This window comes from Ectothiorhodospira shaposhnikovii (genome assembly GCF_016584105.1).
Lineage (GTDB): Bacteria > Pseudomonadota > Gammaproteobacteria > Ectothiorhodospirales > Ectothiorhodospiraceae > Ectothiorhodospira > Ectothiorhodospira shaposhnikovii.
This window is the reverse complement of record NZ_NRSM01000013.1, coordinates 53,216-77,502: the sequence shown is the minus strand read 5'-3', so window position 1 is coordinate 77,502 and position 24,287 is coordinate 53,216. Positions and strand designations below refer to the sequence as shown.

The following is a 24,287-nucleotide window of genomic DNA, read 5'->3' as shown; positions in this document are numbered from 1 at the left end:
TGATCCCATGCATTCAGCCATCCAGACCCATGAAGGGACCTTCACCAACCTCTCCGACGTGCGCGTCGGTCTGGTCCTGTCCCGCTTCAACTCCTTCATCGTCGAGCGCCTGCTGGAAGGGGCCGAGGACGCCCTGCTGCGTCACGGCGTGCCGGCCGCGAACCTGACCGTGGCCCGGGTGCCCGGTGCCTACGAACTGCCCCTGGCGGTCAAGGTGATGGCCGATTCCGGCAAGTACGACGCCATCATCGCCCTGGGCTGCGTGATCCGCGGTTCCACCCCCCATTTCGACTATGTGGCGGGCGAGGCCACCAAGGGCCTGGCCCAGATCCAGCTGGAATACAGTCTGCCCATCTCCTTCGGCGTGCTGACCACGGACACCATCGAACAGGCCATCGAGCGCGCCGGCACCAAGGCCGGCAACAAGGGCGCCGATGCCGCCCTGGGCGCCCTGGAGATGGTCAGCCTGATCAGGTCGCTTCGAGCATGAACCAGCCCCATTCCATGGACCATCGCCGCCTGACCCACGCCCGGCGCCATGCCCGGCGTCTGGTCATGCAGGCCCTGTACCAGTGGCAGCTGACCGGCTACCACCCCAAGGACATCCTGGCCCAGTTCAAGGAAGATCCGGAGATGGAAAAGGCGGACTGGGAATACTTCCGCATGATCCTGCTGGGGGTGACCGAACAGGTGAAGGCCGTCGACGCCCTGGTGGAACCTCATCTGGACCGCCCCATGGAACAGGTGGATCCGGTGGAGCGGGCCATCCTGCGGCTGTCCACCTACGAGCTGCAACATTGCCCCGATGTGCCCTACAAGGTGGCCATCAGCGAGGCGGTGGCCCTGGCCAAGAAGTTCGGTGCGGAGCAGGGACACCGCTTCGTTAACGGGGTCATCGACAAGGTGGCGGCCCAGGTGGCGATCCGCTAGTGTCCGCCCGTGAAGGAATTTGACCTGATCCGTCGTCATTTCACCCGGACTCCCGGGGATCCGGACGTGATCCTGGGGGTGGGGGATGACGCGGCCCTGTTGCGGGTGCCGCCGGGGCATGAGTTGGTGGTGTCGGTGGATACCCTGATTCGGGGCGTTCACTTTCCCGCGCAGACGCCCCCGGCCGCCGTGGGCCACAAGGCCCTGGCGGTGAACCTGAGCGATCTGGCCGCCATGGGCGCCATGCCCCGCTGGATCACCCTGGCCCTGACCCTGCCGGACCAGGACCCGGACTGGCTCGAAGCCTTTGCCCGGGGCCTGCTGGACCTGGCCGGGCAGCACGGGGTGGAGCTGGTGGGCGGGGATACCACCCGTGGTCCCTTGTCCATCACGGTGCAGATCATGGGGGTGGCGCCGGCGGGGGCCGCCCTGCGACGCCGGGGTGCCCGTCCGGGGGATCGCATCATGGTCACGGGCACGCCGGGGGATGCGGCGCTGGCATTGCAGCGGATGCTGGCTGGCCAGGCTCTGGATCCCGACGATCCGCTGCGTCGTCGTCTGGATCGGCCCACGCCCCGGGTGGCGGCCGGATTGGCCCTGCGCGGTCTGGCCTCGGCCTGCATCGACATCTCCGACGGGCTGTGTCAGGACCTGGGTCATGTCCTGACGGCCTCCGGGGTGGGGGCCACCGTGCGCACGTCCGACCTGCCCCTGTCCGCCGCCTTTTTGGCCCAGATGCCCGGCGGCCGGGTTGACTGGTCCCTGCCCCTGACGGGGGGGGATGACTACGAACTCCTGTTCACGGTGCCTGCCGACAGGGTGGCCCAGGTCCATGACCTTCTGGCGGGTACGGGCTGCCCGGTGACCGGGATCGGTGAGATCGAGGCCGAACCGGGGTTGCGGGTGCTGGATCCGGCGGGTGACCGGTTACCGCTGGAACGGGGCGGATACGATCATTTCCAGACCGCGGAGTCTTCATGAGCCCATCCAAACCCGCCCCTGTTTCTCCGCGTCGGGTCCTCACGGACCCGGTGCATTTTCTGGCTTTCGGCTTCGGCAGCGGCCTGTCGCCCAAGGCCCCGGGCACGGCGGGCACGGTGGCCGCCATACCCCTGTATCTGCTGCTGTCCGGCCTGCCCCTGTGGGGCTACCTGCTGGCCACCCTGATCGTGATCGGTGCCGGCGTCTGGCTTTGCGGCGAGAGTTCACGGCGTCTGGGGGTCCATGACCACCCCGGCATCGTCTGGGACGAGTTCGCTGGTTTTCTGGTCACCATGATCGCCGCGCCGGCGGGCTGGGTCTGGGTGCTGGCGGGTTTCGTACTGTTCCGGATCTTCGACGTGCTCAAGCCCTGGCCCATCGGCTGGCTGGACCGTCGGGTGGAAGGCGGTTTTGGCATCATGGTGGATGATCTGCTGGCGGGGGTCTATGCTCTGGTGATTCTGCAGCTACTGGCCTTTGCCTTCACCGCCCCATGAAAACCCGCCATCTCCCCTGGCTGACCCTGCTTTCGGTGCTGCTGGCCGCCCCCGCCGCCGCCGTGGACATTCACCTGATGGGGGTCTTCTCCGATCGCGCCGTGATGGCCCTGGACGGGCAGCGTCAGGTGTTGCGGGTGGGGGAGACGTCCGAAGCGGGCGTGCGCCTGATCAGCACCGACAGTCCCAGCGGGACCGTGGTCATCGAACTGGAGGGGCGTCAGCGCCAGATCGGCATCGATGGCCGGGCCGGGGGCACGTTTCAGCCCCGGACCATGAGTCAGGCACGGATCTATCGGGGGAGTTCAGGGGCTTTCACCACGCCTGGCGCCATCAACGGCCATGCCGTGACCTTTCTGGTGGATACCGGCGCCACGGCCATTGCCCTGAGCGCGGTGGAAGCCCGTCGGCTGGGACTCGACTACACCCGTGGGGTTCAGGTTCAGGTGCAGACGGCCTCGGGCACCGAGTGGGCGCACCGCATCCGCCTGGAGCGGGTGAGGGTGGGGGGGATCGAACAGCGGAATGTATCAGCCTTTGTGTTGCCGGGAAATCAGCCCGGCATGGTCTTGCTGGGCATGAGTTTTCTGGGTCAGGTGGACATGCGTAACGAAGGTGGGGCGCTGATACTGGAACAACGCTTCTGACCCAGTGCTTGTTCAGCGGTTCACCAATCGCTCATGCACCGCCAGCAGGGCGGGGATCACCACCAGGACCAGCACCGTGGCCACCGCCAGACCGAAGACGATGGATACCGCCATGGGGATCAGGAACTGGGCCTGCACCGAGCGCTCAAACAGTAACGGCACCAGTCCCGCGATGGTGGTGAACGAGGTCAGAAGTACCGCCCTCAGACGCTGGCAGGAAGCTTCCACGATGGCCGCTTCCTGGGCCAGACCTTCCTCGCGCAGGGACTGGTAGAAACTCACCAGGATGATGGAGTTGTTCACCACGATACCGGTCAGGCCGAACAGCCCGAACAGGGACAGGATGGTCATTTCCATGCCCAGGAGCCAGTGCCCGGCCAGGGCGCCCAGCAGGCCGAAGGGGATGATGGCCATGACCACCAGCGGCCAGCCGTAGGACCCGAACACCCAGGCCAGGGTGAGATAGATCAGCGCCAGGGCAAAGATCAGGCCCATGCGCATGTCCGCCAGGGTCTCCGCCTGGTCCGCGGCCCGGCCTTCGAAGGACCATGTCACCCCATGACGTTCGGCCAGTGCGGGCAGTACGTCGGCCGCCAGCTGTTCACGGACCCGGCCGGCATTGTTCACCGCCCGGTCCACTTCGGCGGACACGGAGATGGCCAGCCGGCCATCGGCCCTGCGCAGGGTTTCAAAGCCCTGGCGTGGCTGGAACTCGGCCACCGTGTCCAGGGGGGCCATGCCTCCGCCCGGCAGGATCACCGCGAAACGCTCCAGGGTGACGCCGCGGTGACGCTCGTCGTCGGGCAGGATCACGCGCACCTCCACCTCTTCCAGGCCTTCCTGAAAGATCTGTGCCAGCGCCCCGTCGAAGGCGTGGCGCAGCTGGCTACCGAGGGATTCCGTGGTCAGTCCCAGGGACAAGCCCTCGGGTCGGAGCCGGTAGATGAGCTGCTCCCGGCCATAGGGCATGTTGTCTTCCACCGCAAACACGCCGGGAAAGTCATTGAGGGTCTCGGCCAGCTCCAGACCGGCCGCCTTGAGCCGTTCCGGGTCCGCCCCGGTCAGGCGGATGTCCACGTCCCGTCCCGGTGGGCCGGCCTGGCGTTCCGTGATGCTGAACAGCTCGATCCCCGGTGGCATCTGGATGCGTGACTGCCATTCCCGGATGAATCGGGTATTGCGCACGTCCCGCTGGTCCGGGGAGATCAGTTCCACCAGGATGGCACCGAACTGGTCTCCCCGGGGCGCCTGCACGGGTCCGCCGGTGTCCACGCCCCGCCCCAGGGAGACCACCACATTACGGACCAGGTTGCCGCCCAGTTCGGATTCGGTGTCATTGAGGGCGGACTCCACATGCTCCAGGAAGCGTTCCACCCGTTCCGGCGGGGTTCCGGCGACGAAGTGGGCGGAGGCCGTGACCACGGTGCCTTCGGGGGCGGGGAAGAAGGTGAAGCCGATACGGCCGCCCACCAGCAGGCCCATGGCCAGGATCAGGACCGCCACCGCGCCCGCCAGGGTGATGCCGGCATGTTCCACCGAGCGGGTGACCAGCCGTCGGAAGGGGCCTTCCCGGAAGGCATCGAAGCGATTGTCGAAACGGTGGCGGAACGAGCCGGGGCGAGGCGGCCTGACCTTTTCCAGACTGTTCTTGAGGTGAAAGGGCAGCACCAGGAAGCTGATCACCAGGGTGGCCAGGATGACGCAGATCACCACCAGGGGGATGTCGAAGAGGATGTTGCCGATGATGCCGCCGATGAGCATCAGCGGCAGGAAGGCGGCCACGGTGGTGAGCGAGGCGGAGATCACCGGGGCAATCATGCGCTGGGCCCCTCGCTGGGCCGCCTGGGCCGCGTTCATGCCTCGCTGGTACTGGGTGTAGGCATGTTCACTGACCACGATGGCATTGTCGACGATGATGCCCAGGGACATGATGAAGCCGAACAGGGACATCATGTTGATGCTGCCGCCCAGGACCCATAGGGCGAGGAAGGCGGCGGTGAAGGAGACGGGGATGCTCAGGGCCACCCGCAGGGCCAGGCGGCCGTTGAGGAACAGGAACAGAATCGCCAGCACCAGAATCAGCCCGCCGGCTCCGTTCTTGAGCAGCAGGCCGATGCGTTCCACCAGGGGTTCGTAGAACTGGTCATAGACATGGATCTGTACCCCCGGAGGCAGCGCCTCTTTTGCCTCGTCCAGCCAGTCCAGCAGGATGCCGGAGGCGTCCAGGGCGTCATCCCGTTCCGCCCGTTGCAGGGACAGTTCCACTGCGGGCTCCCCCTGAAAGCGCACCAGCACCTGGCTGTCCCGGGCGCGACGCTCGATTCGGGCCACATCCCCCAGCAGGATCAGGCCACCTTCGGCGTCGCTGCGCAGGGGCAGGCGGGAGAAGGCCATTTCCTCCCGGCCCTGTTCCAGGCTGCGCAGCTGCCGGGCGCTGTCGTCCCGGCCCACCATTCCCGCGGGCAGATCAAGGGAGAGACCGGCGATCCGCTCGCCCACCTGACCCAGGGTCATGCCCAGGTCCAGCAGTCGGGCGGTGGGAATCTGGATCGCCATTTCCTCTTCCGGCAGACCGGAAAAGTCGATACGGGCAATCCCCCGGTCCAGCAGCTGACGCTCGAACTCCCTTACCAGGGGGCGCAGTTCACGCAGGTCGGGTCCGCTGACGAGCAGCCGGGCGATGGGCTCGTAGCGAATGATGCGGTTGACGATGGGAGTTTCGGCGGCCTCCGGCAGGTTGCGTTGCTGGGCCACCACGTCCTTGACCTGATCCGTGGCCAGGGTCATGTCGGTGCCGGCCTGGAACTCCAGGGTGATGGAGGCGATGCCCAGGGCCGAGGTGGAGGTGAGATTGCGCAGGCCGTCCACGGTGCGCAGTTCCTGTTCCAGGGGAATGGTGATGCCGGTTTCCACGTCTTCCGCGCTGGCGCCGGTCCAGGCCACCTGCACGGTGACGAAATCCAGGGCGAAGCTGGGGAAGAACTGGGTGTTGAGCTTGAGCAGCGCCCAGGAGCCGGACAGCAGCATCAGGGCCACCAGCAGGTTGGCCGCCACCGGATGTCGAAGGAAGAAGGGGATCACACCACGGGAACGGGCCATGGATCAGTCTGCCTCCGCGCTGACCCGCAGGCCGTCGATGGTATTGGGCAGCCGGGTGGTGATGATCCGGTCACCCGCTCGCAGGGCCTCGCCGGATACCAGGATGCGTTCATGACCGTCCTCGTCCACCCATTCGCCCACCCGTCGCACCGCAAGGCCCTGCATGCGCCCGTCTTCCAGGCGATAGATGCGATCCAGCCCGTAAAGGGCCTCGAAGGGCAGGGCCACCAGTTGCTCTCTTGGCGGCAGGGAGAGGCGCAGGCTGACGAAGCGTCCCAGGGGGACATCCCGGGTATCGGAGACGATCCGGAACAGCCCTTCCACGCCGGCACTGCCGGCCCCGGTTTCGCCGGCCAGACGGCTCAGTTCAAGGGTCAGGGGCAGTCCGTCCACCTGGGCCTGGGCAGCGGGCGGTGATGCCATGTCGAGGGCCTGACGCACCGCCGGCAGGTGGACGGCGGGGATGGGGGCGCGCACCTCCAGGGCCTGGGTATCGAAGAGGGTCACCAGGGCGTCGCCCACCTGCACCCGATCCCCGGAGGCGACGTTGACGCGGGCGATGCGTCCATCGAAGGGGGCGCGGACATGGCTGCGCTCCAGATCCAGAGCGGCCTGGGCCAGCAGGGCCTCGGCCCGTCGGGCGCGTGCCCGCAGCTGTTCCCGGCGGGCATCGTAATCATCCAGGGCCAGCTGCCGGTTGGCCACGGCCAGGGCCTGCTGCTCCCGGTTGCGCTGGGCCTCTTCCAGGGTGGCGGGGGAGCCCAGATTGCGATTGAGCAGATCCTGGGCCCTGTTCACGCCCCGCTCCGCCAGCTCCAGCAGGGTGCGTTCCCGGGCCAGTGCCTCCCGATCCCGGGCATGGCTGCGCTCCAGGGCCCGCAGCTGTGCCCGCAGGTCATCCAGATCCGCCTGTCTTTGCCGTAGCAGCAGCTCCAGTTCCCGGTCATCCAGGATCACCAGGGTGTCCCCGGCCCGGACCTGGCGACCTTCTTCCACCGGCACCTGGGCCACGTCCGCCTCCACCGCGGCGCGCAGGCCGGACGCCCGGGGCGAGGTGACATGGCCGTGGAGCGTGACCTGGGGGGAGAGGGTCCGGGGCGTGATCTCCTCCGCCGTCACCCGCCACACCCGCTCCGCCACCTGCCGGGGCGGTTCGGAAGGCCGGGTGATCAGCAGCAGGACGAACCCGCCGATACCGATGGCCAGCAGGATCAGGGGCAGCAAGCGCTTGATGCGGGGAGGCAGGGTCATGGGCGGCGGGGGCTGGGGTGAACAGGCATTGTAGCCGGGTTGAGGGGGTAATTCAGTGTTTGCTTATTTTTTGGTCTTTGGGCCGGACGTTACCGGGTTCGGGGAAAGAACACCGGCACCCCTTCCACCTCGCCGGTGACCAGGGCCTGTCCGTAGAGGCGTTCCAGGGCATTGGGCACCAGCATCTCCCGGGTGGTTCCCCAGCAGGCCTCGCCGCCGGGGTACATGAGCAGCAGGTGATCACAGTAGCGGGCGGCCAGATTGATGTCATGCAGGGTAAGGACGGCGCTGCGTCCCTGGGCCACGGCCCGGCGGACGATGTCCAGTACCGCCACCTGATGGTGCAGGTCCAGATGGTTGGTGGGCTCATCCAGCAGGAAGATGCGCGGGTCCTGGGTGAGGGCGGTGGCAATGGCCAGGCGCTGGCGCTCGCCGCCGGAGAGGGTGGCGATGAGACGGGTTTCCATGCCGGCCAGATCCACCTGCCGCAGGGCCTTGAGGGCCGCCTGATGGTCTTCGGCCGACTCCATCTCCCAGGGACGCAGGTAGGGATGACGGCCGATCAGGGCCGTTTCCAGCACCGTGGCCGGAAAACCGTCCTGATGATCCTGGAAGACCATGCCCAGCAGACGGGCGATGCGGCGGCGGGGCAGTTGTCCCAGGGGTTGGCCCTGGAGCCGGATGGTGCCCCGGCGGGGCGGTCGCAGACCGGCCAGGGTATGCAACAGGGTGCTCTTGCCGGCCCCGTTGGGGCCCAGGATGCCCCAGCACTGACCGGCCCGGATGTCCAGGTTCAGGGGGGCGCCGTCGCCACGGCCGGGGATGTCCACCACCAGGTCCATGAGTGTCAGCAGGGGCGCGGGGGCTGACTGAAGAAGTCGGGAATCGCTCATCTCAACGGCTGCGGTAAAGCAGATACAGGAACACCGGTACGCCCAGCATGGCGGTGATCACGCCCACCGGCAACTGCTGGGGAGCGATCAGGGTCCGCGCCAGGGTGTCCGCCAGGGTGAGCAGGATGCCGCCGGCCAGGGCCGAGGCCGGCAGGATCAGGCGCTGGTCATTGCCCAGCACCAGACGCAGCATGTGCGGCACGATCAGACCCACGAAACCCACACTGCCCGCCATGGTGACGGCCGTCGCTGTGACCAGGGCCGCCACCCCGTAGAGGGTCCATTCCAGGGGGCGCACGGCAACACCCAGGGCCGCTGCCTGCAGCGGTCCCCGGGCCAGTACGTTGAGACTGCGCCCCAGGGGCATGGCCACCAGCACGACGACCACCAGCACGATCCAGGCCGGCCAGGGGCTGTGTGCATGGGACAGATCCCCCATCAGCCAGTAGAGCATCCCCGGCAGTTCGGTGGTGGGGCTGATCGCCAGCAGGAAGCTGATGAAGGCACCCCAGCCCGCCGCCACCACCACCCCGGTCAGCAGCAGACGGGTGGGTGTCCAGCTTCCGGTGCCGTGGGCCAGGCCGAAGACGATGAGGGTGGACAACAGGGCGCCGGCAAAGGCTGCCCCCGATACCATGGCCATGCCCAGACCCGCCAGCATGGACAGCAACGCCCCCACCGCCGCGCCGCCGGACAGCCCCAGCACATAGGGGTCCGCTAGGGGATTGCGCAGCAGCACCTGCATCAGCGCCCCGGCCACCGCCAGCAGGCCGCCGGTGGCAAAGGCCGCCAGGGCGCGGGGCAGGCGCAGTTCCAGGATCAGGGTCCGGTGCAGCGGCTCGCCGCCGCCGGCGAGCACGGCCAGGGTCTCGGTGGGGGTCAGCGGCACACTGCCCAGGGCCACGGCGATGCCCAGGGACAGGCAGGCGGCCCCCAGCAGGATCGGCAGCACCAGGGCCGGTCGGCTCACCCGGATGCCTCCGGACGCCGGGTGCGGGCGGTTTCCAGGGCCTCGCAGATCAGTCGGGTGCCTTCCAGGATGCGCGGCGTGGCCCGTTGCAGCAGGGACGGGGGGATGAAGAACAGATTATCCCGGGCGGTGGCGGTCAGGGTCGGCCAGCGGCGCCAGTCCTCGATCCAGTGCGGGCTGTCCTCACCCATGCCGCCCCCCAGGATCGCTTCCGGATTGGCGGCCAGCACCACTTCCCGGTCCAGTCGCGGGACCAGGGCTTCCAGCTCACCGAACAGGTTGTGACCGCCGCAGATCTCGATGGCACGGGAGATCAGGTGCTGGTTGTTGAGGGTCATGAGGGGGCGATCCCAGACCTGGTAGAACACCGTGACCCTGGGGCGGTCGCCGTATTGCGCTTCCAGTGCCCGCCGGTCCCGGCGAAAGTCCTCGGCGGCTTCCTGTCCCTGGGAGGCCCGTCCGGCCAGGGTGCCCAGGCGTTCCAGGGCCAGGGCCAGCTGTTCGAAGTCCTGGGGATCGTTGTAATAGATGGGAATGCCTAGCCGGGCCAGGCGCTCCACCTGGGTCTGGACATTGCCGCTGCTCCAGGCCACCACCAGATCCGGTTTCAGGGCCAGGATGGATTCCATGTCCAGCTGCTTGTAGCTGCCGATCCTGGGGATGTCCGCCGCCGCGGGCGGGTAGTCGCTGAAACTCACCGTGCCCACGATCCGGTCACCGGCGCCTACGGCAAACAAGAGCTCGGTGATGTGGGGGGCCAGGCTGATGATGCGCGCGGCCGGTGCGGCGAGGGATGTCTCCTGTCCCCGGTCATCAATGGCTGTGACCGGTGTTGGCGCGGCGGGGCCGGCCGTGGCCGTGGTCAGCCAGGTGCTGAGGCATAAAATGCCGGATATGAGGGGTAAAAGTCGCTTTTTTGAGTGCATCGTCGCCTTTATTGCAGGGTGTCGATGGTGGGGGATCGAGTCTCGAAGGCAGGTATCATAGCAGTTGCCGAGGCTGAATCCTGCCGGAAAAGGCGCCGCCGGCGGTAGCCAATCAAGATCCCGTTGCGTATCATCCTGCCTCGCTTCAGGTGCCGGACGCGTGACAACCGTCCGGTGAAACGGGAAGCCGGTGCGACCATGGCCAGCATGCCATGGACAATGCCGGCGCTGCCCCCGCAACGGTAGGCGAGGTGGGGGATCCATGGTGTTTCCAGGATCCCCGGCAGGGCGATACAACCACTGCGCGCAAGCGTGGGAAGGTGCCCTGACCAGGTCCGTACATGACCCGCCCGCGAGTCCGGAGACCGGCCTGATGTGCTTACGCGGCATTGCGGAGGGCTTTGCGCGGCTCGATATTTTCGGGTTCCCCGGTAAGGAAGCGCCTCCGTGGTCGTGTACCAGGGCGGGTCTTTCGCACCTTTGGCTCTCCAGCATGCCGTCCTGATTCAAGACCGTATGGCGCGCGGGCGGCGCGCCGGAGAGTATCCCCATGCACAAGAAGTCCCTGCTGTCGGCCGCGATTCTGCTGGCCCTTCCCCATGCCCTGTCTGCCCAGGAAATGATCGCCCGGCTCGATCCCATCCTGGTGACCCCCACCCGCACGGCCCAGACCGTGGATCAGACCCTGGCGTCGGTGACCGTGATCGAGCGTGAAGAGATCGAACGATTGCAGCCCAGGGAGTTTGCCGATCTGCTGCAGGCGCGGGCCGGTATCGCCCTGTCCCAGAACGGTCCCTTCGGCAAGACCACCGGCCTGTTCCTGCGCGGCACCGCCTCGGATCACACCCTGTTGCTGGTCGACGGCGTGCGCATGGGCTCCGCCACCCTGGGCAGTGCCTCCTGGCAGTTCCTGCCCCCTTCCGAGATCGAGCGGGTGGAGATCGTCCGCGGCCCCAGGACCAGTCTCTATGGTTCCGATGCCATCGGTGGTGTGATCCAGGTCTTTACCCGCGAGGGCGATGGCCCCGCCCGGGTGCGGGCGCACATGGGCGCCGGCTCCTTCAATACCCGGGAATACGGACTCGGGGTTTCCGGCAGCAATGATCGGACCCGCTACAGCCTCTCCGGCAGTCATTTCGGCACCGACGGCATTGATGTCCAGCGGGGGGTGGGAGATTCCGGTCGGGACGGATTCCACAACAGCAGCGTTTCCGGACGCCTGTCCCATCAGGCCAGCGAGGGTCTGGAGGTGTTCGGTTCCTTCCATCACGCCCTTGGGGAGACCGATTATGACTTCGGCGAACCGGCCCGGGACTGGATTGATTTCGTCCATCATGCTTCCCGGATCGGCGTCCGGGGCCAGCCCCATGAGGCCTGGTTCAGCGAACTGAGCGTCAGCCACAGCCGGGATGAGAACGAAACCTTCCAGGATGGGGTTACCTCGTCACGGATCGATACGACGCGATATCTGTTCGCCTGGCAGAACGACCTCCTGCTGGGGGATCACCTGTTCACGGCGGGGCTGGACTATCAGGATGACAAGGTGAGCGGTTCCACGGACTATGACGAGACCCGGCGGGACAACTGGGGTGTGTACGCCCAGCTCCAGCTGGATCTGGGGCGTCATGCCCTGACCGGCAGTCTGCGGCAGGATGACAACGAGGCCTTCGGCAAGGAAACTACCGGGCAGCTGGCCTGGGGCTACCGGATCACCGATGCCTGGCGGGTCCGTGCCAGCGGCGGCACGGCCTTCAAGGCGCCCACTTTCAATGATCTGTACTGGCCCGGCGGCGGCAATCCGGACCTGGCACCGGAATCCTCCGAAACCTATGAGCTGGGGCTGCGTCATCATTCGGGTGGTTTTCATGCGGATCTGGCGGTGTTCCAGTCGGACATCGACGATCTGATCGAGTGGGCGCCGGTGCCCGGCAGTTTCTTCTGGCAGCCGCAGAACGTGGAAAAGGCGCGTATCCGGGGCCTGGAACTGGAGACGGGGATGCGTCATGCCCACTGGTCGGCCACCCTGTCCCTGACCTTGCTGGATCATGAAAACCGCCATACCGGTCATGAGCTGCGGCGTCGTCCCAACGAGATCGCGCGTCTGGATCTGGACCGGCGATGGCAGGACTGGTCTTTCGGTACCACCCTCATTGCCGAGGGACGGCGCTACAATGATGCCGCCAACACCGACCGTATCGCCGGTCACGAGCTGGTGCATCTGCGGGCCGCTTATCAGGTGAATCCGGCGTGGACGGTGCGGGCGACCCTGAACAACGTGTTCGACCGTGACTATGCCACAGCCCGTCAGGGCGCCATTGATTATGAACAGCCGGGTCGTGCATTTTATCTGACCCTCAACTACCAGCAATGACGGGCCTGCCCGCCCCGTAACGACCATGAACACCCGCCACTGCCCAGCCCTGTTGATCACGGCCCCATCATCCGGGCAGGGCAAGACCACGGTCACCGCCGCCCTGGCCCGGTATCACCGCAACCAGGGTCGGCGGGTGCGGGTGTTCAAGGGCGGGCCGGATTTTCTCGACCCCATGATTCACCACCAGGCCTGTGGTCACGGGGTCCATTCCATCGACATGTGGATGACCGGTGAGGCCGATGCCCGCCATCGACTTTTTGAGGCGGCGGGGGATGCGGACCTGATCCTGGTGGAAGGGGTGATGGGCCTGTTCGACGGCCGTCCTTCCACGGCGGATATTGCCCGGACCCTGGGGATTCCCGTGCTGGCCTCCATCAGCGGTGCCGCCATGGCCCAGACCTTCGGGGCCATTGCCCACGGATTGTCCACATTCCGGCCCGACGTGCCGTTTGCCGGGGTATTTGCCAACCGGGTGAGCGGCGAGGGCCACTACCGGATGCTGCTGGAAGAACTGCCGCCGGGTCTTGCGGCCCTGGGCTATCTGCCCAAGGCGCCGGACGCGGCCCTGCCCAGCCGGCATCTGGGGCTGGTCCAGGCCGAGGAAATCCAGGATCTGGATCAGCGTCTGGAGGCCGCCGCCGGCCGTCTGGTGTGGACGGCGGACGGATTACCCCCCCCGGTAGCCTTTGCACCGGTGGACCGGAGCCCGCCGCCCAGGCTGCTGGCGGGACGGCGTATCGCGGTGGCCCGGGATGCGGCCTTTGCCTTCATTTATCCGGCCAATCTGGAGGTGCTTGCCGAACTGGGCGCGGAGCTGTGCTTTTTCTCGCCGGTGGCGGGGGAAAGGTTGCCCGAGGCCGACGGGGTCTATCTGCCCGGAGGGTATCCGGAATTGCATCTGCCCGCACTGGCGGCCAATGAGCGGCTGAAACAGGATCTGCTCTCCCACGCCAGCGCCGGGCGCCCGATACTGGCCGAGTGCGGGGGCATGCTGTATCTGCTGGAGCGATTGTCGGATGTGGCGGGGCAGGGGGCGGACATGGCCGGTCTGCTGCCGGGGGAGGCTCGGATGCAGGGCCGGCTGACCGGTCTTGGCCCCCAGGAGGTGCAATTGCCGGAAGGCACATTGCGGGGACATACCTTCCACCATTCCGCCATGACGGCGAGGATCGAGCCCCTGACCCATGCCCGCAGTCCCATCGGGCGTGCCACGGCGGAGCCGGTGTATCGCCTCGGTCCCGTCACGGCCAGTTATGTCCATCTGTATTTCCCCTCCAATCCGGAGGCGATCGGCCACCTGCTGGGCGGGCACCTGCCATGCTGACCCTGGCCCTGCTGCTGTCCGCGTTGCTGCTGGACCGGCTCCTGGGCGAGCCTCCCCGCTGGCACCCGCTGGTGGGTTTCGGTGCCCTGGTGGATGCTGCCGAACGCCGTTTCCATCGGGATGACCGGCGCCGGGGTGCCTGGCTGGTGGCGATGCTGGTGATCCCGTTCGTATTGCTGGCCCTGCTGGTGTCCCTGCCGCCCTGGGGCTGGGTGGCCGAACTGGTTCTGCTCTATCTGGCCATCGGCTGGCGCAGCCTGGGCGAACACGGCAAGGGAATCGCCGATGCCCTGACTCAGGGGCACCTGGATCAGGCCCGGGAACGGGTGGCCTTTCTGGTCAGCCGGGATACCCGGACCCTGGACGCACAGGACATCAGCAAGGCCACCGTGGAGTCCGTGCTGGAAAACGGCAACGATGCCCTGTTTGCGCCGGTTTTCTGGTTTCTGGTGGCCGGGGCGCCCGGGGTGGTGGCCTACCGGCTGGTGAACACCCTGGATGCCATGTGGGGGTATCGTACCGATCGCTATGGCCGCTTTGGCTGGGCGGCGGCCCGGCTGGACGATGTGATGAACTGGATCCCGGCGCGCCTGACCGCCCTGGCCTATGCCCTGGCGGGCCACACCCGGGTCGGCCTTGACTGCTGGCGACGGCAGGGACGGGTCTGGAAAAGCCCCAATGCCGGCCCGGTGATGGCTGCCGGCGCCGGGGCGCTGGGCATCCGTCTGGGCGGGGCGGCGGTCTACCACGGTCGGCTGGAGCCGCGTCCGGATCTGGGGGCGGGGCAGGCGGCCCGGCCCGAAGACATCCGGCGGGCACTGGATCTCATCCGGCGGGGGATGGGGATCTGGCTGGCGTGCCTCCTGTCGCTGATACTGATCGGCCACCTTTTCCCCATCACGGGCCTTTAGCAATGAACATGACCACCCCGGTGACACTGCCCCACGGCGGCCGTCTGCGTCAGGCGGCGCGGGAAGAGGGCATCCCCCTGAGCCGCTGGCTGGATCTGTCCACCGGTATCAATCCGGTGGGTTGGGCGGTACCCGACGGGATGCCGGCATCGGTCTGGTCCCGTCTGCCGGAGGAAGACGATGGGCTGGAACAGGCCGCGGCCGCCTATTACGGCACGGACACCCTGCTGCCGGTGGCGGGCTCCCAGGCGGCGATTCAGGCCCTGCCAGGCCTGTTGCCGGCCGGGCGACGGGTCGGGATGCTGCAGCCCAGCTATGCCGAGCATGCCCATGCCTGGCGCATGGCGGGGCACCAGGTGATCACGCTGGCCGCGGAGGAGATCGAATCCCGTCTGGACGGGCTGGATGTCCTGCTGCTGGTCCATCCCAACAACCCCACCGGCGACACCTTCGTGCCGTCCCGGCTGCAGTCCTGGCTGGCCGCCCTGGCGGTCAGGGGCGGATGGCTGGTGGTGGACGAGGCCTTCATGGATGCCACCCCGGACCTGGGGCTGGCTCCACTCTGCCCCCGGCCCGGCCTGGTGGTCCTGCGCTCCCTGGGCAAGTTCTTTGGTCTGGCCGGGGCGAGGGTGGGGTTCGTCCTGGCGGAAGCGCCCCTGCTGGCACGCCTGTCCGCCCGCCTGGGACCCTGGTGCCTGAGCGGTCCCTCGCGCTGGGTGGCCACCCGGGCGCTGGAGGACCGGGACTGGCAGATACGGACTCGCGCCTTGCTGGCCGCTTCCGAACGTCGTTTGCAGGGCTGTCTGAGCGAGCACGGTCTGGTGCCTGACGGCGGGACCGATTTGTTCCAGTGGGTGCGTACCCCCCACGCCCGGCAGATCCATCAGGGGCTGCGCCGGGAAGCCATTCTCACCCGGTTGTTCACCGATCCCTTGAGTCTGCGCTTTGGTCTGCCGGCCGATGAGGTCCAGTGGCAGCGGCTGGAGGTTGCGCTGGCCCGGGTGGCCCGGGTGGGTACCGGGCATGGGCGAGGAGGGGTTGACCGATGAAAGAACTGATTCTGGGCGGTGTCCGTTCCGGCAAGAGCGCCCTGGCCGAGCGTCTGGCCCTGGAGAGCGGTCTGCCGGTGACCTACGTGGCCACCGCCCGCCCCGGTGAAGACGAGGAAATGCATGCGCGCATCCGCCACCATCGGGAGCGTCGTCCGTCGGACTGGGCGCTGGTGGAGAGCGGGGCCGATCTGGCGGCGATACTGGCCCGCCATGCCCGTCCCGGGCATTGCCTGCTGGTGGACTGCCTCACCCTCTGGCTGACTCATCTGTTATGGGATGAGGACGCACAGACCTGCGCCCGGGAACAGGAGGATTTTCTGGCGGTCTTGCCCCGTCTGCCCGGCCGTGTGATCATGGTCAGCAATGAGACCAGCATGGGCATCGTGCCCCTGGGAGAACTGACCCGTCGTTTCTGCGATGATGCCGGACGCCTGCATCAGGCGGTGGCCGCCCGTGCGGATCGCGTCGTCCTGACCGTGGCCGGCTTGCCACATGTACTGAAAGGAGAACCCCTTTGAATCACGAAACCCCCTGGCTGCAGGTTCCCGCCGCGCAGATCGATGAGACCGCCCGCCGCGCGGCGGAATACCGACAGACCCAGCTCACCAAACCCCTGGGTTCCCTGGGCCGCCTGGAAACCCTGGCCACCCGGCTGGCAGGGATGCAGAGCACCGACAAGCCGCGGGTGGATGAGGTGCGGATCAGCATCTTTGCCGGTGATCACGGCGTGGCGGCCGAAGGGATTTCCCGCTTTCCCCAGTCCGTCACCGCCGAGATGGTCAGGAATTTTGCCCGCGGCGGGGCCGGAATCAGCGTCCTGGCACGCTCCATCGGTGCGACATTGGAAGTGATCAACCTGGGGACCGTGGTGGAACTGGAGCCCATGCCGGAGGTGCTGGATGTGCGTCTGGGGCCGGGTACCGCCAACTTCGTCGAAGGCCCAGCCATGGATGCCCATCAGCTGGCGAAGGCCATGAATGCCGGCCGCCACAGTGCCGAACGGGCCCGTCTGGCCGGTGCCCAGCTCTATCTGGCCGGAGAGATGGGCATCGGTAACACCACGGCGGCGGCGGCCGTGGCCTGCGGGCTTTTGGGGCGTGATCCGGAAGTGCTGGCGGGACCCGGCACCGGGCTCAATCAGGAAGGTGTCCGGCACAAGGTGGAGGTGCTGCGTCGCGCCCTGCATCTGCATGGGGCGGAGAACCTGTCGGACCCGGTGGAATGCCTGCGTCGGGTCGGAGGCTTCGAGATTGCCGCCATGAGTGGTGCTTATCTGGCCTGTGCCCAGATGGGCATGCCCATCCTGGTGGATGGTTTCATCAGTTCCGCCGCGGCCCTGGCCACGGTGCGCATCTGCCCCGGTGCCCGGGACTGGATGCTGTTTGCCCATGCCTCCGCCGAACCCGGCCATCGCCTGCTGATGGAGGCACTGGCGGCCGATCCCGTCCTGGATCTGGGCATGCGCCTGGGCGAGGCCAGCGGCGCCGCCACGTCGGTGCCTCTGCTGCGTCTGGCCTGCGACATCCAGTGTCACATGGCCACCTTTGCCGAGGCCCAGGTGACGGAGGCGCACTGAAGGTGTCCCCGCCATCCGTGCAGATCGATCTCATGCGCCACGGCCAGACCACGGGGGGCTTTGCCTTCCGTGGCAGCCTGGATGATGAACTCACTGACCAGGGGCGCGCCCACATGCAGGCGGGGTACGAGCGCCATGGTCCCTGGGATCGCATCATCACTTCGCCCCTGCGACGCTGTGCGGCCCCGGCCCGGGACTGGGCCGGGGGTGATGCCGTACCCCTGACTCTGGAGCCGGATCTGCGTGAGATGCACTTCGGTGCCTGGGAAGGGCGCACGGCGGCGGAACTGATGGAAACGGAACCGGATGCCCTGGGCCGTTTTTGGGAGGATCCGCTCAACCATATCCCTCCCGGTGCCGAACCCCTGGTGGATTTCCGGGATCGGGTACTGGCGGCCTGGCGACGGGTATGTGAAAACGCGATGGGGGAGCGGGTGTTGCTGGTAACCCACGGCGGTGTGATCCGTCTGATCCTGCTGCATGTACAACAGCGTCCCCTGTCGGATCTGCTGCGCCTGGAGGTGCCCCACGCCTGTCTCTATCGCATCACCCCGGCCGAGGGAACAGGGCAGGGCACCCGGGTCATGGCCCTGGGTAACGACCATGGCCCAATCCGGGAGGGGATGGCATGAAACCTTTTCTGGTGGCCCTGCGTTTTCTGACCCGCTTTCCCGTGAGCTGGAATTCGCCCACCGATGAGGAAGTGGGCCGCTCCATGCTGCACTACCCCCTGGTGGGCCTGCTCATGGGGCTGTCCCTGGCCGCGCTGGCGTGGGCGCTGGGGGACGGCATTCTGGCGGCGGCGCTGATCGTCACGGCCTGGGTGCTGTTGACCGGGCTCCTGCACATGGACGGTCTGGCGGATACCGCCGATGCCTGGATCGGTGGTCTGGGGGACCGGGAACGGACCCTGGAGATCATGAAGGACCCCCGCTGTGGCCCCGCCGGTGTCACGGCCCTGATCCTGCTGGTGCTGGTGAAGTTTGCCGCGGTGTTCGAACTGCTGGCCCTGACGGGGGGCTGGATGGCCCTGATCCTGGCGCCCCTGCTGGGGCGCGCCGCCATCCTGCCGCTGTTCCTGCTGACCGAGTATGTCCGTTCCGCCGGCATGGCCACGCTGCTGGCCCGCCATTTGCCGCGGCGGGGGGCGTGGCTGGCCACCGCCGGTGTGGCGCTGGCCGTCGTCATCCTGGGCGGCATGGTCGGTGTATGGGCCCTGGCGGGCGCGGCCCTGGTCTTCCTGCTCGGGCGGGCCTGGATGGTGCATCGCCTCGGCGGCACCACCGGGGATACGGCCGGGGGGCTGATCGAACTGGTGGAGGCCGGAGTACTGCTCGCCGTCGTGCTGGCCCTGCAGTGAGATGGTCTCCAATCGAAGGCACCGGGTGAAGCCCCGCAAGCCGTCTGCTACTCTATGCCGCTTCCAATACATCCAAGCCAGAGTGACTCCATGAAAGTTCGCACCCGATTCGCTCCCAGTCCGACCGGTTATCTCCACATCGGCGGCGCCCGCACGGCGTTGTTTTCCTGGCTCTATGCCCGCAAGCACGGTGGCGATTTCGTCCTGCGCATCGAAGATACGGACCTGGCGCGTTCCAATGCGGAATCGGTGAATGCGATCCTGGAAGGCATGAACTGGCTGGGCCTGGAATACGACGAAGGCCCGTTCTACCAGACCCAGCGTTTTGACCGCTATAAAGAGGTGATCCAGCAATTGCTGGATACCGGTCACGCCTATTACTGCTACTGCACCAAGGAAGAACTGGACGCCATGCGCGATCAGCAGATGGCCATGAAGGTCAAGCCGCGCTACGACGGCCGCTGCCGCTTGCGGGGTGAGCCCCGGGAAGGGGTCAGCCCCGTCGTTCGTTTTCGCAACCCCGTCGAGGGTGTCACCGTGGTGGACGACATGGTGCGTGGTCGCGTCACCTTCCAGAACACCGAACTGGATGACCTGATCATCGCCCGTTCCGACGGCACCCCCACCTACAACCTCACCGTGGTGGTGGACGACTGGGATATGCAGATCACCCACGTGATCCGCGGCGATGATCACCTGAATAACACCCCACGCCAGATCAACATCCTCAAGGCCCTGGGTGTGGAACCGCCCCGCTATGCCCATCTGCCCATGATTCTCGGTCCCGACGGCACCAAGCTGTCCAAGCGTCATGGGGCGGTGAGCGTGATGCAGTACCGGGATGACGGCTATCTGCCCCAGGCGCTGATCAACTATCTGGTGCGACTGGGCTGGTCCCATGGGGATCAGGAAATCTTCAGCCTTGACGAACTCGTCGAGCTGTTCGACATCGCCGATGTGAATCATTCCGCCTCGGCCATCAATCCGGAAAAGCTTCTGTGGTTGAACCAGCATTACATCAAGACCCAGACCCCCGACTATGTGGCCCGGCAGCTGTCCTGGCACATGGGTCAGCGGGACGTGGATCCGTCCACGCCGCCGCCCCTGCGTGACGTGGTGGAGATTCTGCGTGACCGTGCCAAGACCCTGGTGGAGATGGCCGACCAGAGTGTGTACTTCTTCAAGGAGTTCGATGAGTACGATGAAAAGGCAGCGCAGAAGAACCTGACCCCGGATGCCCTGCCGGTGCTGCAGGCCCTGCATGCCGCGCTGGATGCCCTGGGGGAGTGGACCGCGGAGCAGATCCACGAATCCGTGACTGGTGTTTCAGAAAGGTTACAAGTAAAATTGGGCAAGGTCGCCCAGCCGCTTCGTGTGGCGGTGACCGGCGGCTCGGTTTCGCCGTCCATTGATCAGACCCTGATGCTGATCGGACGGGAGCGGACCCTGTCGAGGATTCAGAAAGCTGCCGAATGGATCGCGTCGAAAAAAGTTTAAAAAAACTGTTGACAGCATCCTGAAGGATCCGTATAGTACGCAGCTTCTGAGGGACATGACCAATACGGCAACAACGAAATGGTCATGAAGCTTTCGGGGCCATAGCTCAGCTGGGAGAGCGCTTGCATGGCATGCAAGAGGTCGGCGGTTCGATCCCGCCTGGCTCCACCAAATTTCCGCTTCGGCGGGCCGGGTAGTGGTTCGGCATGCATCGAATAGGTAAGTACTCGATGGTTGTTGGGGCACTGCTTACGTTGGCAGGCATGATCGTCGGTTTCGACGCATTGTTTTACGGAACCGATGAGATTGCAAAGTATTTTCTGTCTCTGGTGCCTTTGGGTGTTCTGGTGGTGTTCACCGGGTTGGTAACGGTGGTTCTGACAGAGCAGAGACACAAAAAGCGCCAGTGATAAGTTTAGCTGTAAGGCAGTCAGAGTAAAATAAAAGCTTTTTATTTTTAACTGATCTGCTATAATGTTGTTTTCCTAGTCCCCATCGTCTAGAGGCCTAGGACACCGCCCTTTCACGGCGGCGACCGGGGTTCGAATCCCCGTGGGGACGCCATACAAAGGCAGGGTTTCATTCTTTACGAATGTTGATCTTGCCAAGGCAGTCAAGCAAAAAGACCCCTTCAAAGGGGTCTTTTTGCGTCTGTGCGTCTGAAAAATACTGCCGTTCCTTCTCCATTCTTCGAGCAGCATCCGTGGACCCCGGGGTTTCTGCTACAGTTTTGGTAAGCAACCGTGCTTTTCCTGTGTGGCCCTGGTGCCGAGGACCCTTGTATGTCCTTGCCGACAGACTGGCTTACCCTGCCTCGGGCGTCTGCGTCCGCCGCTTCTTTCATCATTGGCAGAGCAGCCGAGGGCTCGCAGTTTGAATCTTCCATTGCCGAGCTGCTGGTGGACGGCAATGGACTGATCCTGCAGGCCAATGCTGCGGCCCTGGACTTGCTATGGGGGGAAGCTGCCAGGGACCGGTTGGTACCGGCACTGACTCTGGCGGATTTTCAGTTGTCCCGAAAAGGCCGTATTGCAATCGCCGCCCTTATTGCCCGGGCTGTTGACGTCGGCAGTGTGCTGGAAGAGGACCTGCTGTTCAGAAACAGTCAAGGACGTGTGTTCCATGCCGATGTTCATGTGGCGGCAAATGGCTGCAAGATCCCCGGTATCTCCACATGCTTTGCCGTCACCCTGGCAGAGCGGCCCGCGCAGCACGTCCATGCATTGGTCGACGGTCCGTTGATGGACTATTTTTACAGTCTGCACTTTGTCGCCCTGGGCACGTTCTCCCCAAAGGATTACCGCTGGAGCGCCATGAACCAGCGCTTGGTCGATATGCTGGGCCATTCCCGGGATCAGATGCTGGGAATGACCTGGCAAGCCGTCTCTCTCAAGCAGGACCTTGAAGACGAGGCCTTCGAATTTTCCCGCCTGGTATCGGGGCACGTCGATCGATTCGAGCGCAACAAGGCCTTCGTACGTGCCGACGGCAAGGTCATTCTGGCATCTGTGTCCGTGCGCGCCGTGCGGCAGGACAACGGTGATCCCAGCGCATATTTCGTCGTTCTGCGGGCTATCGGGCAAGAGAAAGAGGGCCTGTTTGCCCAGCAGCGGCTTGGGCAATTACAGGACATGATGATTCGTGTGAATCAGGCCATAGTCCGCAACCATGATCGCAAGGCTCTGATCAATGCGGTATGCGAGATTCTGGTGAGCCGGGGTGGTTTCAGCGCGGCATGGATCGGGCTTTGGGAGGCGGGGGATGCCCGGAAATTGTGCCTGTTTGCCCGTGCTGGTGACGATGTGGGCGATATCGAGCCCCGCCAATGTTCCATGGGATGGCTATCGGGTTGCGAAGGTGATGATGTGCAGGGTAGTTCATCCTATATTGTGGTCGATCCCCTCAATGCCGAAAATGCCGTGTTGCATGAAGCCGGGGAAGCCCAGGCAGCGGGGATGCACTCGCTGGCCAGGTTTGCCGTGACTCCCTCGGGAAAAGTGAGCGGAACCCTGAATCTGTTCAGTACCATGTCTCAGGTTTTCTCCAGCAGGACGGTTTCTTTGGTACAGGAGATGGCGCAGGATCTTTCGGTGGCGCTGGAACGTCTGCAGGCCATGGAATCGCTCAAGGCAGCCAACAGGGTGGTGGAGTCCAGCGCGGTGATACTCTGCCGCTGGCTGGCAAAGCCCGGATGGCCGGTGGAATTCATTTCCGCCACGGTGTCCCGTTGGGGATACTCTGCGGCAGAGATGATGTCGGGTGAGAAGCTTTTCATTCATCTGGTCCACCCCGATGATCGGGAACGCCTGGTCACCGAGGTGGATCGTTATACACGCCACGGGCGCAGGCAGTTTCGTCAGCAATATCGCATTGTCACAAATGCGGGCAAGGTCTTGTGGGTCGAGGAGCATAGCGGGGTCGAATATGATGCCCGAGGCAATGTGATCCGCTTTGAGGGGGTGTTGACGGATATCACAGAGCGCAAGCGACATGAGCAGCGCGAGGCGGGCCGGAACCGGGTGCTTTCCCTGCTGGCCGGTGGCGCCGAACTGCCGGTGATACTGGACTCTCTGGCAGGAAGTGTGGAGCTTGAGGATCCGGATGTTCTGTGTCTCATCACCCTGGTGGATGTTGAGCGTCACTGCATGATGCCCGGTGCGGCCCCCAGCCTTGATGCGGATTTTCAGCAGGCGGTTTCAGATCATCTCGGAAAGGGGATTGCCGGAGCGGTTTCCGGGTCGACAAGCAGGGGACAGATCCTCATCCTGACCGACATTCACTCGGATCCCCGATGGATCAATCTCCGGGTGTTGGCAAGGGAGCGCGGGCTTGCGTCATGCTGGATGGTTCCTGTCCTGTCATCACAGGGGGAGTTGCTGGGCAGTGTGAGTCTGTTTCACCGTCGTGTCCACAGCCCGTCCGAAAGTGAAATCCGCTCGATCCGGGAATTTGCCAATCTTGCTGCCATTGCGATTGAACGCACTGGAAATCTTCAGAAGCTGAAGGAAAATGCCGAGCGCTGGCGGTTTGCCCTGGAGGCGGCAGGCGATGGTGTCTTTGACTGGAACGTTCAGTCCGATGTCCTGATCCAGTCCCGTCGCTGCGGGGAGATGTTGGGGTACGCGGAGCATGAATTTGACTGTTGCCGGGCAAGGGACTGGTTCCGGCAGGTGCATCCGGATGATCTTCATCATGTGCGGGAATGTCTGCAGCGACATCTGGATGACAAGTCGGCTCACTACGAAAGTGAGCATCGGGTGTTAGGCAAGGACGGTGGTTGGTTTTGGATCCTGGCCCGTGGTCTGGTGGTGCGGCGTGATCCGAATGGGCGCCCCCTGCGCATGGTCGGGACCATTTCCGATATTACGGATCGCAAGCGCATGGAGCAGGAACTCAGGGAGATGGCCACCACTGATCACCTCACAGGGCTTGCCAATCGGCGTCATTTCCTCGAACGGATGCGGGAGGAGATCCTGCGCATGGATCGTAACCCTGATCATCAGGCTGCGGTGATGATGCTGGATCTGGATCATTTCAAACTTGTGAATGATACCCATGGCCATTCCACCGGCGACACGGTACTCCGGCACTTTGCGTCTCTGGTTCGCTATTGTCTGCGCAAGAGTGATTTTGCCGGGCGCATGGGGGGAGAGGAGTTTGCGGTGCTGTTGCCGGATACTGATCTGCAGGCTGCGGGCGCCCTGGCTGAACGCCTCAGAAAGCGCATTGCCAGAATTCCCGTGCGGAGTGGTGAGCTGGAAATCCCGATCACGGTGAGCATCGGCATTACCAGCCTGTCAGGGCGGGATATTTTGCCGGACCATGTCCTGCAGCGTGCCGATGAGGCCTTGTACCGGGCCAAGAATGCCGGCCGCAATCGCGTGGAAATGAAGGCCCTGTCCCCTTTGCCCAAGGGATCCTGAGGCCGGGGGGGCGAAAATTACGAGATTTCGGGATAGAATGCCCCGTCCTCTAATCTAAGGATGTTCAGAGTTCATC

Annotated in this window: 21 protein-coding genes, 2 tRNA genes and 1 riboswitch; of the genes, 18 read left to right on the top strand and 5 right to left on the bottom strand. The window is 65.2% G+C overall.

Annotated features, from left to right (window positions below; genetic code table 11):
• The first annotated feature begins 7 nt into the window (after window positions 1–7).
• The 5 genes from ribH to CKO35_RS09230 are packed head-to-tail and all read left to right on the top strand — an operon-like array spanning window position 8 to window position 3,055.
• Window positions 8–490, top strand: coding sequence for a 6,7-dimethyl-8-ribityllumazine synthase (ribH, locus tag CKO35_RS09250; RefSeq protein WP_200175026.1), 483 nt, complete (start codon window positions 8–10; stop codon window positions 488–490).
• Window positions 487–930, top strand: coding sequence for a transcription antitermination factor NusB (gene nusB, locus CKO35_RS09245; RefSeq protein ID WP_200175024.1), 444 nt, complete (start codon window positions 487–489; stop codon window positions 928–930). Before ribH ends, nusB begins: the two co-directional genes overlap by 4 nt.
• A 9-nt stretch (window positions 931–939) precedes the next feature.
• The gene (gene thiL / locus CKO35_RS09240; RefSeq protein WP_200175022.1) at window positions 940–1,911 is read left to right on the top strand and encodes a thiamine-phosphate kinase; all 972 of its coding nucleotides are present in this window, start codon (window positions 940–942) and stop codon (window positions 1,909–1,911) included.
• Entirely contained in the window at window positions 1,908–2,408 is a 501-nt protein-coding gene (locus CKO35_RS09235) for a phosphatidylglycerophosphatase A family protein (protein ID WP_200175020.1), read from the top strand. Before thiL ends, CKO35_RS09235 begins: the two co-directional genes overlap by 4 nt.
• A complete protein-coding gene (locus CKO35_RS09230; RefSeq protein WP_200175018.1) occupies window positions 2,405–3,055 on the top strand; it encodes a retropepsin-like aspartic protease family protein in 651 nt (216 codons plus the stop codon). The genes CKO35_RS09235 and CKO35_RS09230 overlap by 4 nt, the downstream gene beginning before the upstream one ends.
• Window positions 3,056–3,067: 12 nt before the next feature.
• Here the strand turns inward: CKO35_RS09230 and CKO35_RS09225 are convergent, their stop codons facing one another.
• From CKO35_RS09225 to CKO35_RS09205, 5 genes are all read right to left on the bottom strand, one after another.
• A complete protein-coding gene (locus CKO35_RS09225; protein WP_200175016.1) occupies window positions 3,068–6,154 on the bottom strand; it encodes an efflux RND transporter permease subunit in 3,087 nt (1,028 codons plus the stop codon).
• A gap of 3 nt (window positions 6,155–6,157) precedes the next feature.
• Complete coding sequence (locus CKO35_RS09220; RefSeq protein WP_200175014.1) at window positions 6,158–7,405, bottom strand: efflux RND transporter periplasmic adaptor subunit; 1,248 nt, start codon at window positions 7,403–7,405, stop codon at window positions 6,158–6,160.
• 89 nt (window positions 7,406–7,494) lie between these two features.
• Complete coding sequence (locus tag CKO35_RS09215) at window positions 7,495–8,298, bottom strand: ABC transporter ATP-binding protein (RefSeq protein WP_200175012.1); 804 nt, start codon at window positions 8,296–8,298, stop codon at window positions 7,495–7,497.
• A gap of 1 nt (window position 8,299) precedes the next feature.
• Entirely contained in the window at window positions 8,300–9,268 is a 969-nt protein-coding gene (locus CKO35_RS09210; RefSeq protein WP_200175010.1) for an iron chelate uptake ABC transporter family permease subunit, read from the bottom strand.
• The gene (locus CKO35_RS09205) at window positions 9,265–10,194 is read right to left on the bottom strand and encodes a cobalamin-binding protein (protein WP_200175009.1); all 930 of its coding nucleotides are present in this window, start codon (window positions 10,192–10,194) and stop codon (window positions 9,265–9,267) included. The genes CKO35_RS09210 and CKO35_RS09205 overlap by 4 nt, the downstream gene beginning before the upstream one ends.
• Before the next feature lie 130 nt (window positions 10,195–10,324).
• Window positions 10,325–10,582, top strand: a riboswitch (cobalamin riboswitch).
• A gap of 162 nt (window positions 10,583–10,744) precedes the next feature.
• On the opposite strand from CKO35_RS09205, the gene CKO35_RS09200 reads away from it, so the two are divergent.
• The 13 genes from CKO35_RS09200 to CKO35_RS09140 all read left to right on the top strand — a co-directional run bounded on the left by CKO35_RS09200 (window position 10,745) and on the right by CKO35_RS09140 (window position 24,211).
• Window positions 10,745–12,565, top strand: coding sequence for a TonB-dependent receptor domain-containing protein (locus tag CKO35_RS09200; RefSeq protein ID WP_200175007.1), 1,821 nt, complete (start codon window positions 10,745–10,747; stop codon window positions 12,563–12,565).
• A gap of 25 nt (window positions 12,566–12,590) precedes the next feature.
• Window positions 12,591–13,892 (top strand): cobyrinic acid a,c-diamide synthase CobB, encoded by a 1,302-nt coding sequence (locus tag CKO35_RS09195; RefSeq protein WP_200175005.1) that lies wholly within the window; start codon window positions 12,591–12,593, stop codon window positions 13,890–13,892.
• Entirely contained in the window at window positions 13,886–14,803 is a 918-nt protein-coding gene (cbiB, locus tag CKO35_RS09190) for an adenosylcobinamide-phosphate synthase CbiB (RefSeq protein WP_200175003.1), read from the top strand. Before CKO35_RS09195 ends, cbiB begins: the two co-directional genes overlap by 7 nt.
• Window positions 14,804–14,811: 8 nt before the next feature.
• Window positions 14,812–15,852 carry a threonine-phosphate decarboxylase CobD gene (gene cobD, locus CKO35_RS09185; RefSeq protein ID WP_200175076.1) on the top strand — a complete coding sequence of 347 codons (1,041 nt, stop codon included), beginning with the start codon at window positions 14,812–14,814 and terminating at the stop codon, window positions 15,850–15,852.
• Window positions 15,849–16,373: a bifunctional adenosylcobinamide kinase/adenosylcobinamide-phosphate guanylyltransferase gene (gene cobU, locus CKO35_RS09180; protein ID WP_200175001.1), complete on the top strand. Its 525-nt coding sequence runs from the start codon at window positions 15,849–15,851 to the stop codon at window positions 16,371–16,373. The genes cobD and cobU overlap by 4 nt, the downstream gene beginning before the upstream one ends.
• On the top strand, window positions 16,370–17,431 hold the full coding sequence (gene cobT / locus CKO35_RS09175) for a nicotinate-nucleotide--dimethylbenzimidazole phosphoribosyltransferase (protein ID WP_200174999.1): 1,062 nt from the start codon (window positions 16,370–16,372) through the stop codon (window positions 17,429–17,431). Before cobU ends, cobT begins: the two co-directional genes overlap by 4 nt.
• 17 nt (window positions 17,432–17,448) lie before the next feature.
• A complete protein-coding gene (locus tag CKO35_RS09170) occupies window positions 17,449–18,063 on the top strand; it encodes a histidine phosphatase family protein (RefSeq protein WP_338031778.1) in 615 nt (204 codons plus the stop codon).
• Window positions 18,060–18,791, top strand: a complete 732-nt coding sequence (locus CKO35_RS09165; RefSeq protein ID WP_200174998.1) for an adenosylcobinamide-GDP ribazoletransferase — start codon at window positions 18,060–18,062, stop codon at window positions 18,789–18,791. The genes CKO35_RS09170 and CKO35_RS09165 overlap by 4 nt, the downstream gene beginning before the upstream one ends.
• Window positions 18,792–18,881: 90 nt before the next feature.
• On the top strand, window positions 18,882–20,288 hold the full coding sequence (gene gltX, locus CKO35_RS09160) for a glutamate--tRNA ligase (protein ID WP_200174996.1): 1,407 nt from the start codon (window positions 18,882–18,884) through the stop codon (window positions 20,286–20,288).
• A 95-nt stretch (window positions 20,289–20,383) separates the two neighbouring features.
• Window positions 20,384–20,459: transfer RNA gene (locus CKO35_RS09155), tRNA-Ala, on the top strand.
• A 59-nt stretch (window positions 20,460–20,518) separates the two neighbouring features.
• Complete coding sequence (locus CKO35_RS09150) at window positions 20,519–20,698, top strand: hypothetical protein (protein WP_242467113.1); 180 nt, start codon at window positions 20,519–20,521, stop codon at window positions 20,696–20,698.
• A 78-nt stretch (window positions 20,699–20,776) separates the two neighbouring features.
• Window positions 20,777–20,852, top strand: a tRNA-Glu gene (locus tag CKO35_RS09145).
• 218 nt (window positions 20,853–21,070) lie between these two features.
• Window positions 21,071–24,211, top strand: a complete 3,141-nt coding sequence (locus CKO35_RS09140) for a sensor domain-containing diguanylate cyclase (protein ID WP_200174992.1) — start codon at window positions 21,071–21,073, stop codon at window positions 24,209–24,211.
• Window positions 24,212–24,287 lie beyond the last annotated feature (76 nt).

What these genes read in the sequence shown, in the direction of transcription:
- ribH (WP_200175026.1), top strand. Translation starts at nt 8, where the DNA reads ATGCATTCAGCCATCCAGACCCATGAAGGGACCTTCACCAACCTCTCC.
- nusB (WP_200175024.1), top strand. Translation starts at nt 487, where the DNA reads ATGAACCAGCCCCATTCCATGGACCATCGCCGCCTGACCCACGCCCGG.
- CKO35_RS09235 (WP_200175020.1), top strand. Translation starts at nt 1,908, where the DNA reads ATGAGCCCATCCAAACCCGCCCCTGTTTCTCCGCGTCGGGTCCTCACG.
- CKO35_RS09230 (WP_200175018.1), top strand. Translation starts at nt 2,405, where the DNA reads ATGAAAACCCGCCATCTCCCCTGGCTGACCCTGCTTTCGGTGCTGCTG.
- CKO35_RS09225 (WP_200175016.1), bottom strand. Translation starts at nt 6,154, where the DNA reads ATGGCCCGTTCCCGTGGTGTGATCCCCTTCTTCCTTCGACATCCGGTG.
- CKO35_RS09220 (WP_200175014.1), bottom strand. Translation starts at nt 7,405, where the DNA reads ATGACCCTGCCTCCCCGCATCAAGCGCTTGCTGCCCCTGATCCTGCTG.
- CKO35_RS09215 (WP_200175012.1), bottom strand. Translation starts at nt 8,298, where the DNA reads ATGAGCGATTCCCGACTTCTTCAGTCAGCCCCCGCGCCCCTGCTGACA.
- CKO35_RS09205 (WP_200175009.1), bottom strand. Translation starts at nt 10,194, where the DNA reads ATGCACTCAAAAAAGCGACTTTTACCCCTCATATCCGGCATTTTATGC.
- CKO35_RS09200 (WP_200175007.1), top strand. Translation starts at nt 10,745, where the DNA reads ATGCACAAGAAGTCCCTGCTGTCGGCCGCGATTCTGCTGGCCCTTCCC.
- CKO35_RS09195 (WP_200175005.1), top strand. Translation starts at nt 12,591, where the DNA reads ATGAACACCCGCCACTGCCCAGCCCTGTTGATCACGGCCCCATCATCC.
- cbiB (WP_200175003.1), top strand. Translation starts at nt 13,886, where the DNA reads ATGCTGACCCTGGCCCTGCTGCTGTCCGCGTTGCTGCTGGACCGGCTC.
- cobD (WP_200175076.1), top strand. Translation starts at nt 14,812, where the DNA reads ATGACCACCCCGGTGACACTGCCCCACGGCGGCCGTCTGCGTCAGGCG.
- cobU (WP_200175001.1), top strand. Translation starts at nt 15,849, where the DNA reads ATGAAAGAACTGATTCTGGGCGGTGTCCGTTCCGGCAAGAGCGCCCTG.
- CKO35_RS09165 (WP_200174998.1), top strand. Translation starts at nt 18,060, where the DNA reads ATGAAACCTTTTCTGGTGGCCCTGCGTTTTCTGACCCGCTTTCCCGTG.
- gltX (WP_200174996.1), top strand. Translation starts at nt 18,882, where the DNA reads ATGAAAGTTCGCACCCGATTCGCTCCCAGTCCGACCGGTTATCTCCAC.
- CKO35_RS09150 (WP_242467113.1), top strand. Translation starts at nt 20,519, where the DNA reads ATGGTTGTTGGGGCACTGCTTACGTTGGCAGGCATGATCGTCGGTTTC.
- CKO35_RS09140 (WP_200174992.1), top strand. Translation starts at nt 21,071, where the DNA reads ATGTCCTTGCCGACAGACTGGCTTACCCTGCCTCGGGCGTCTGCGTCC.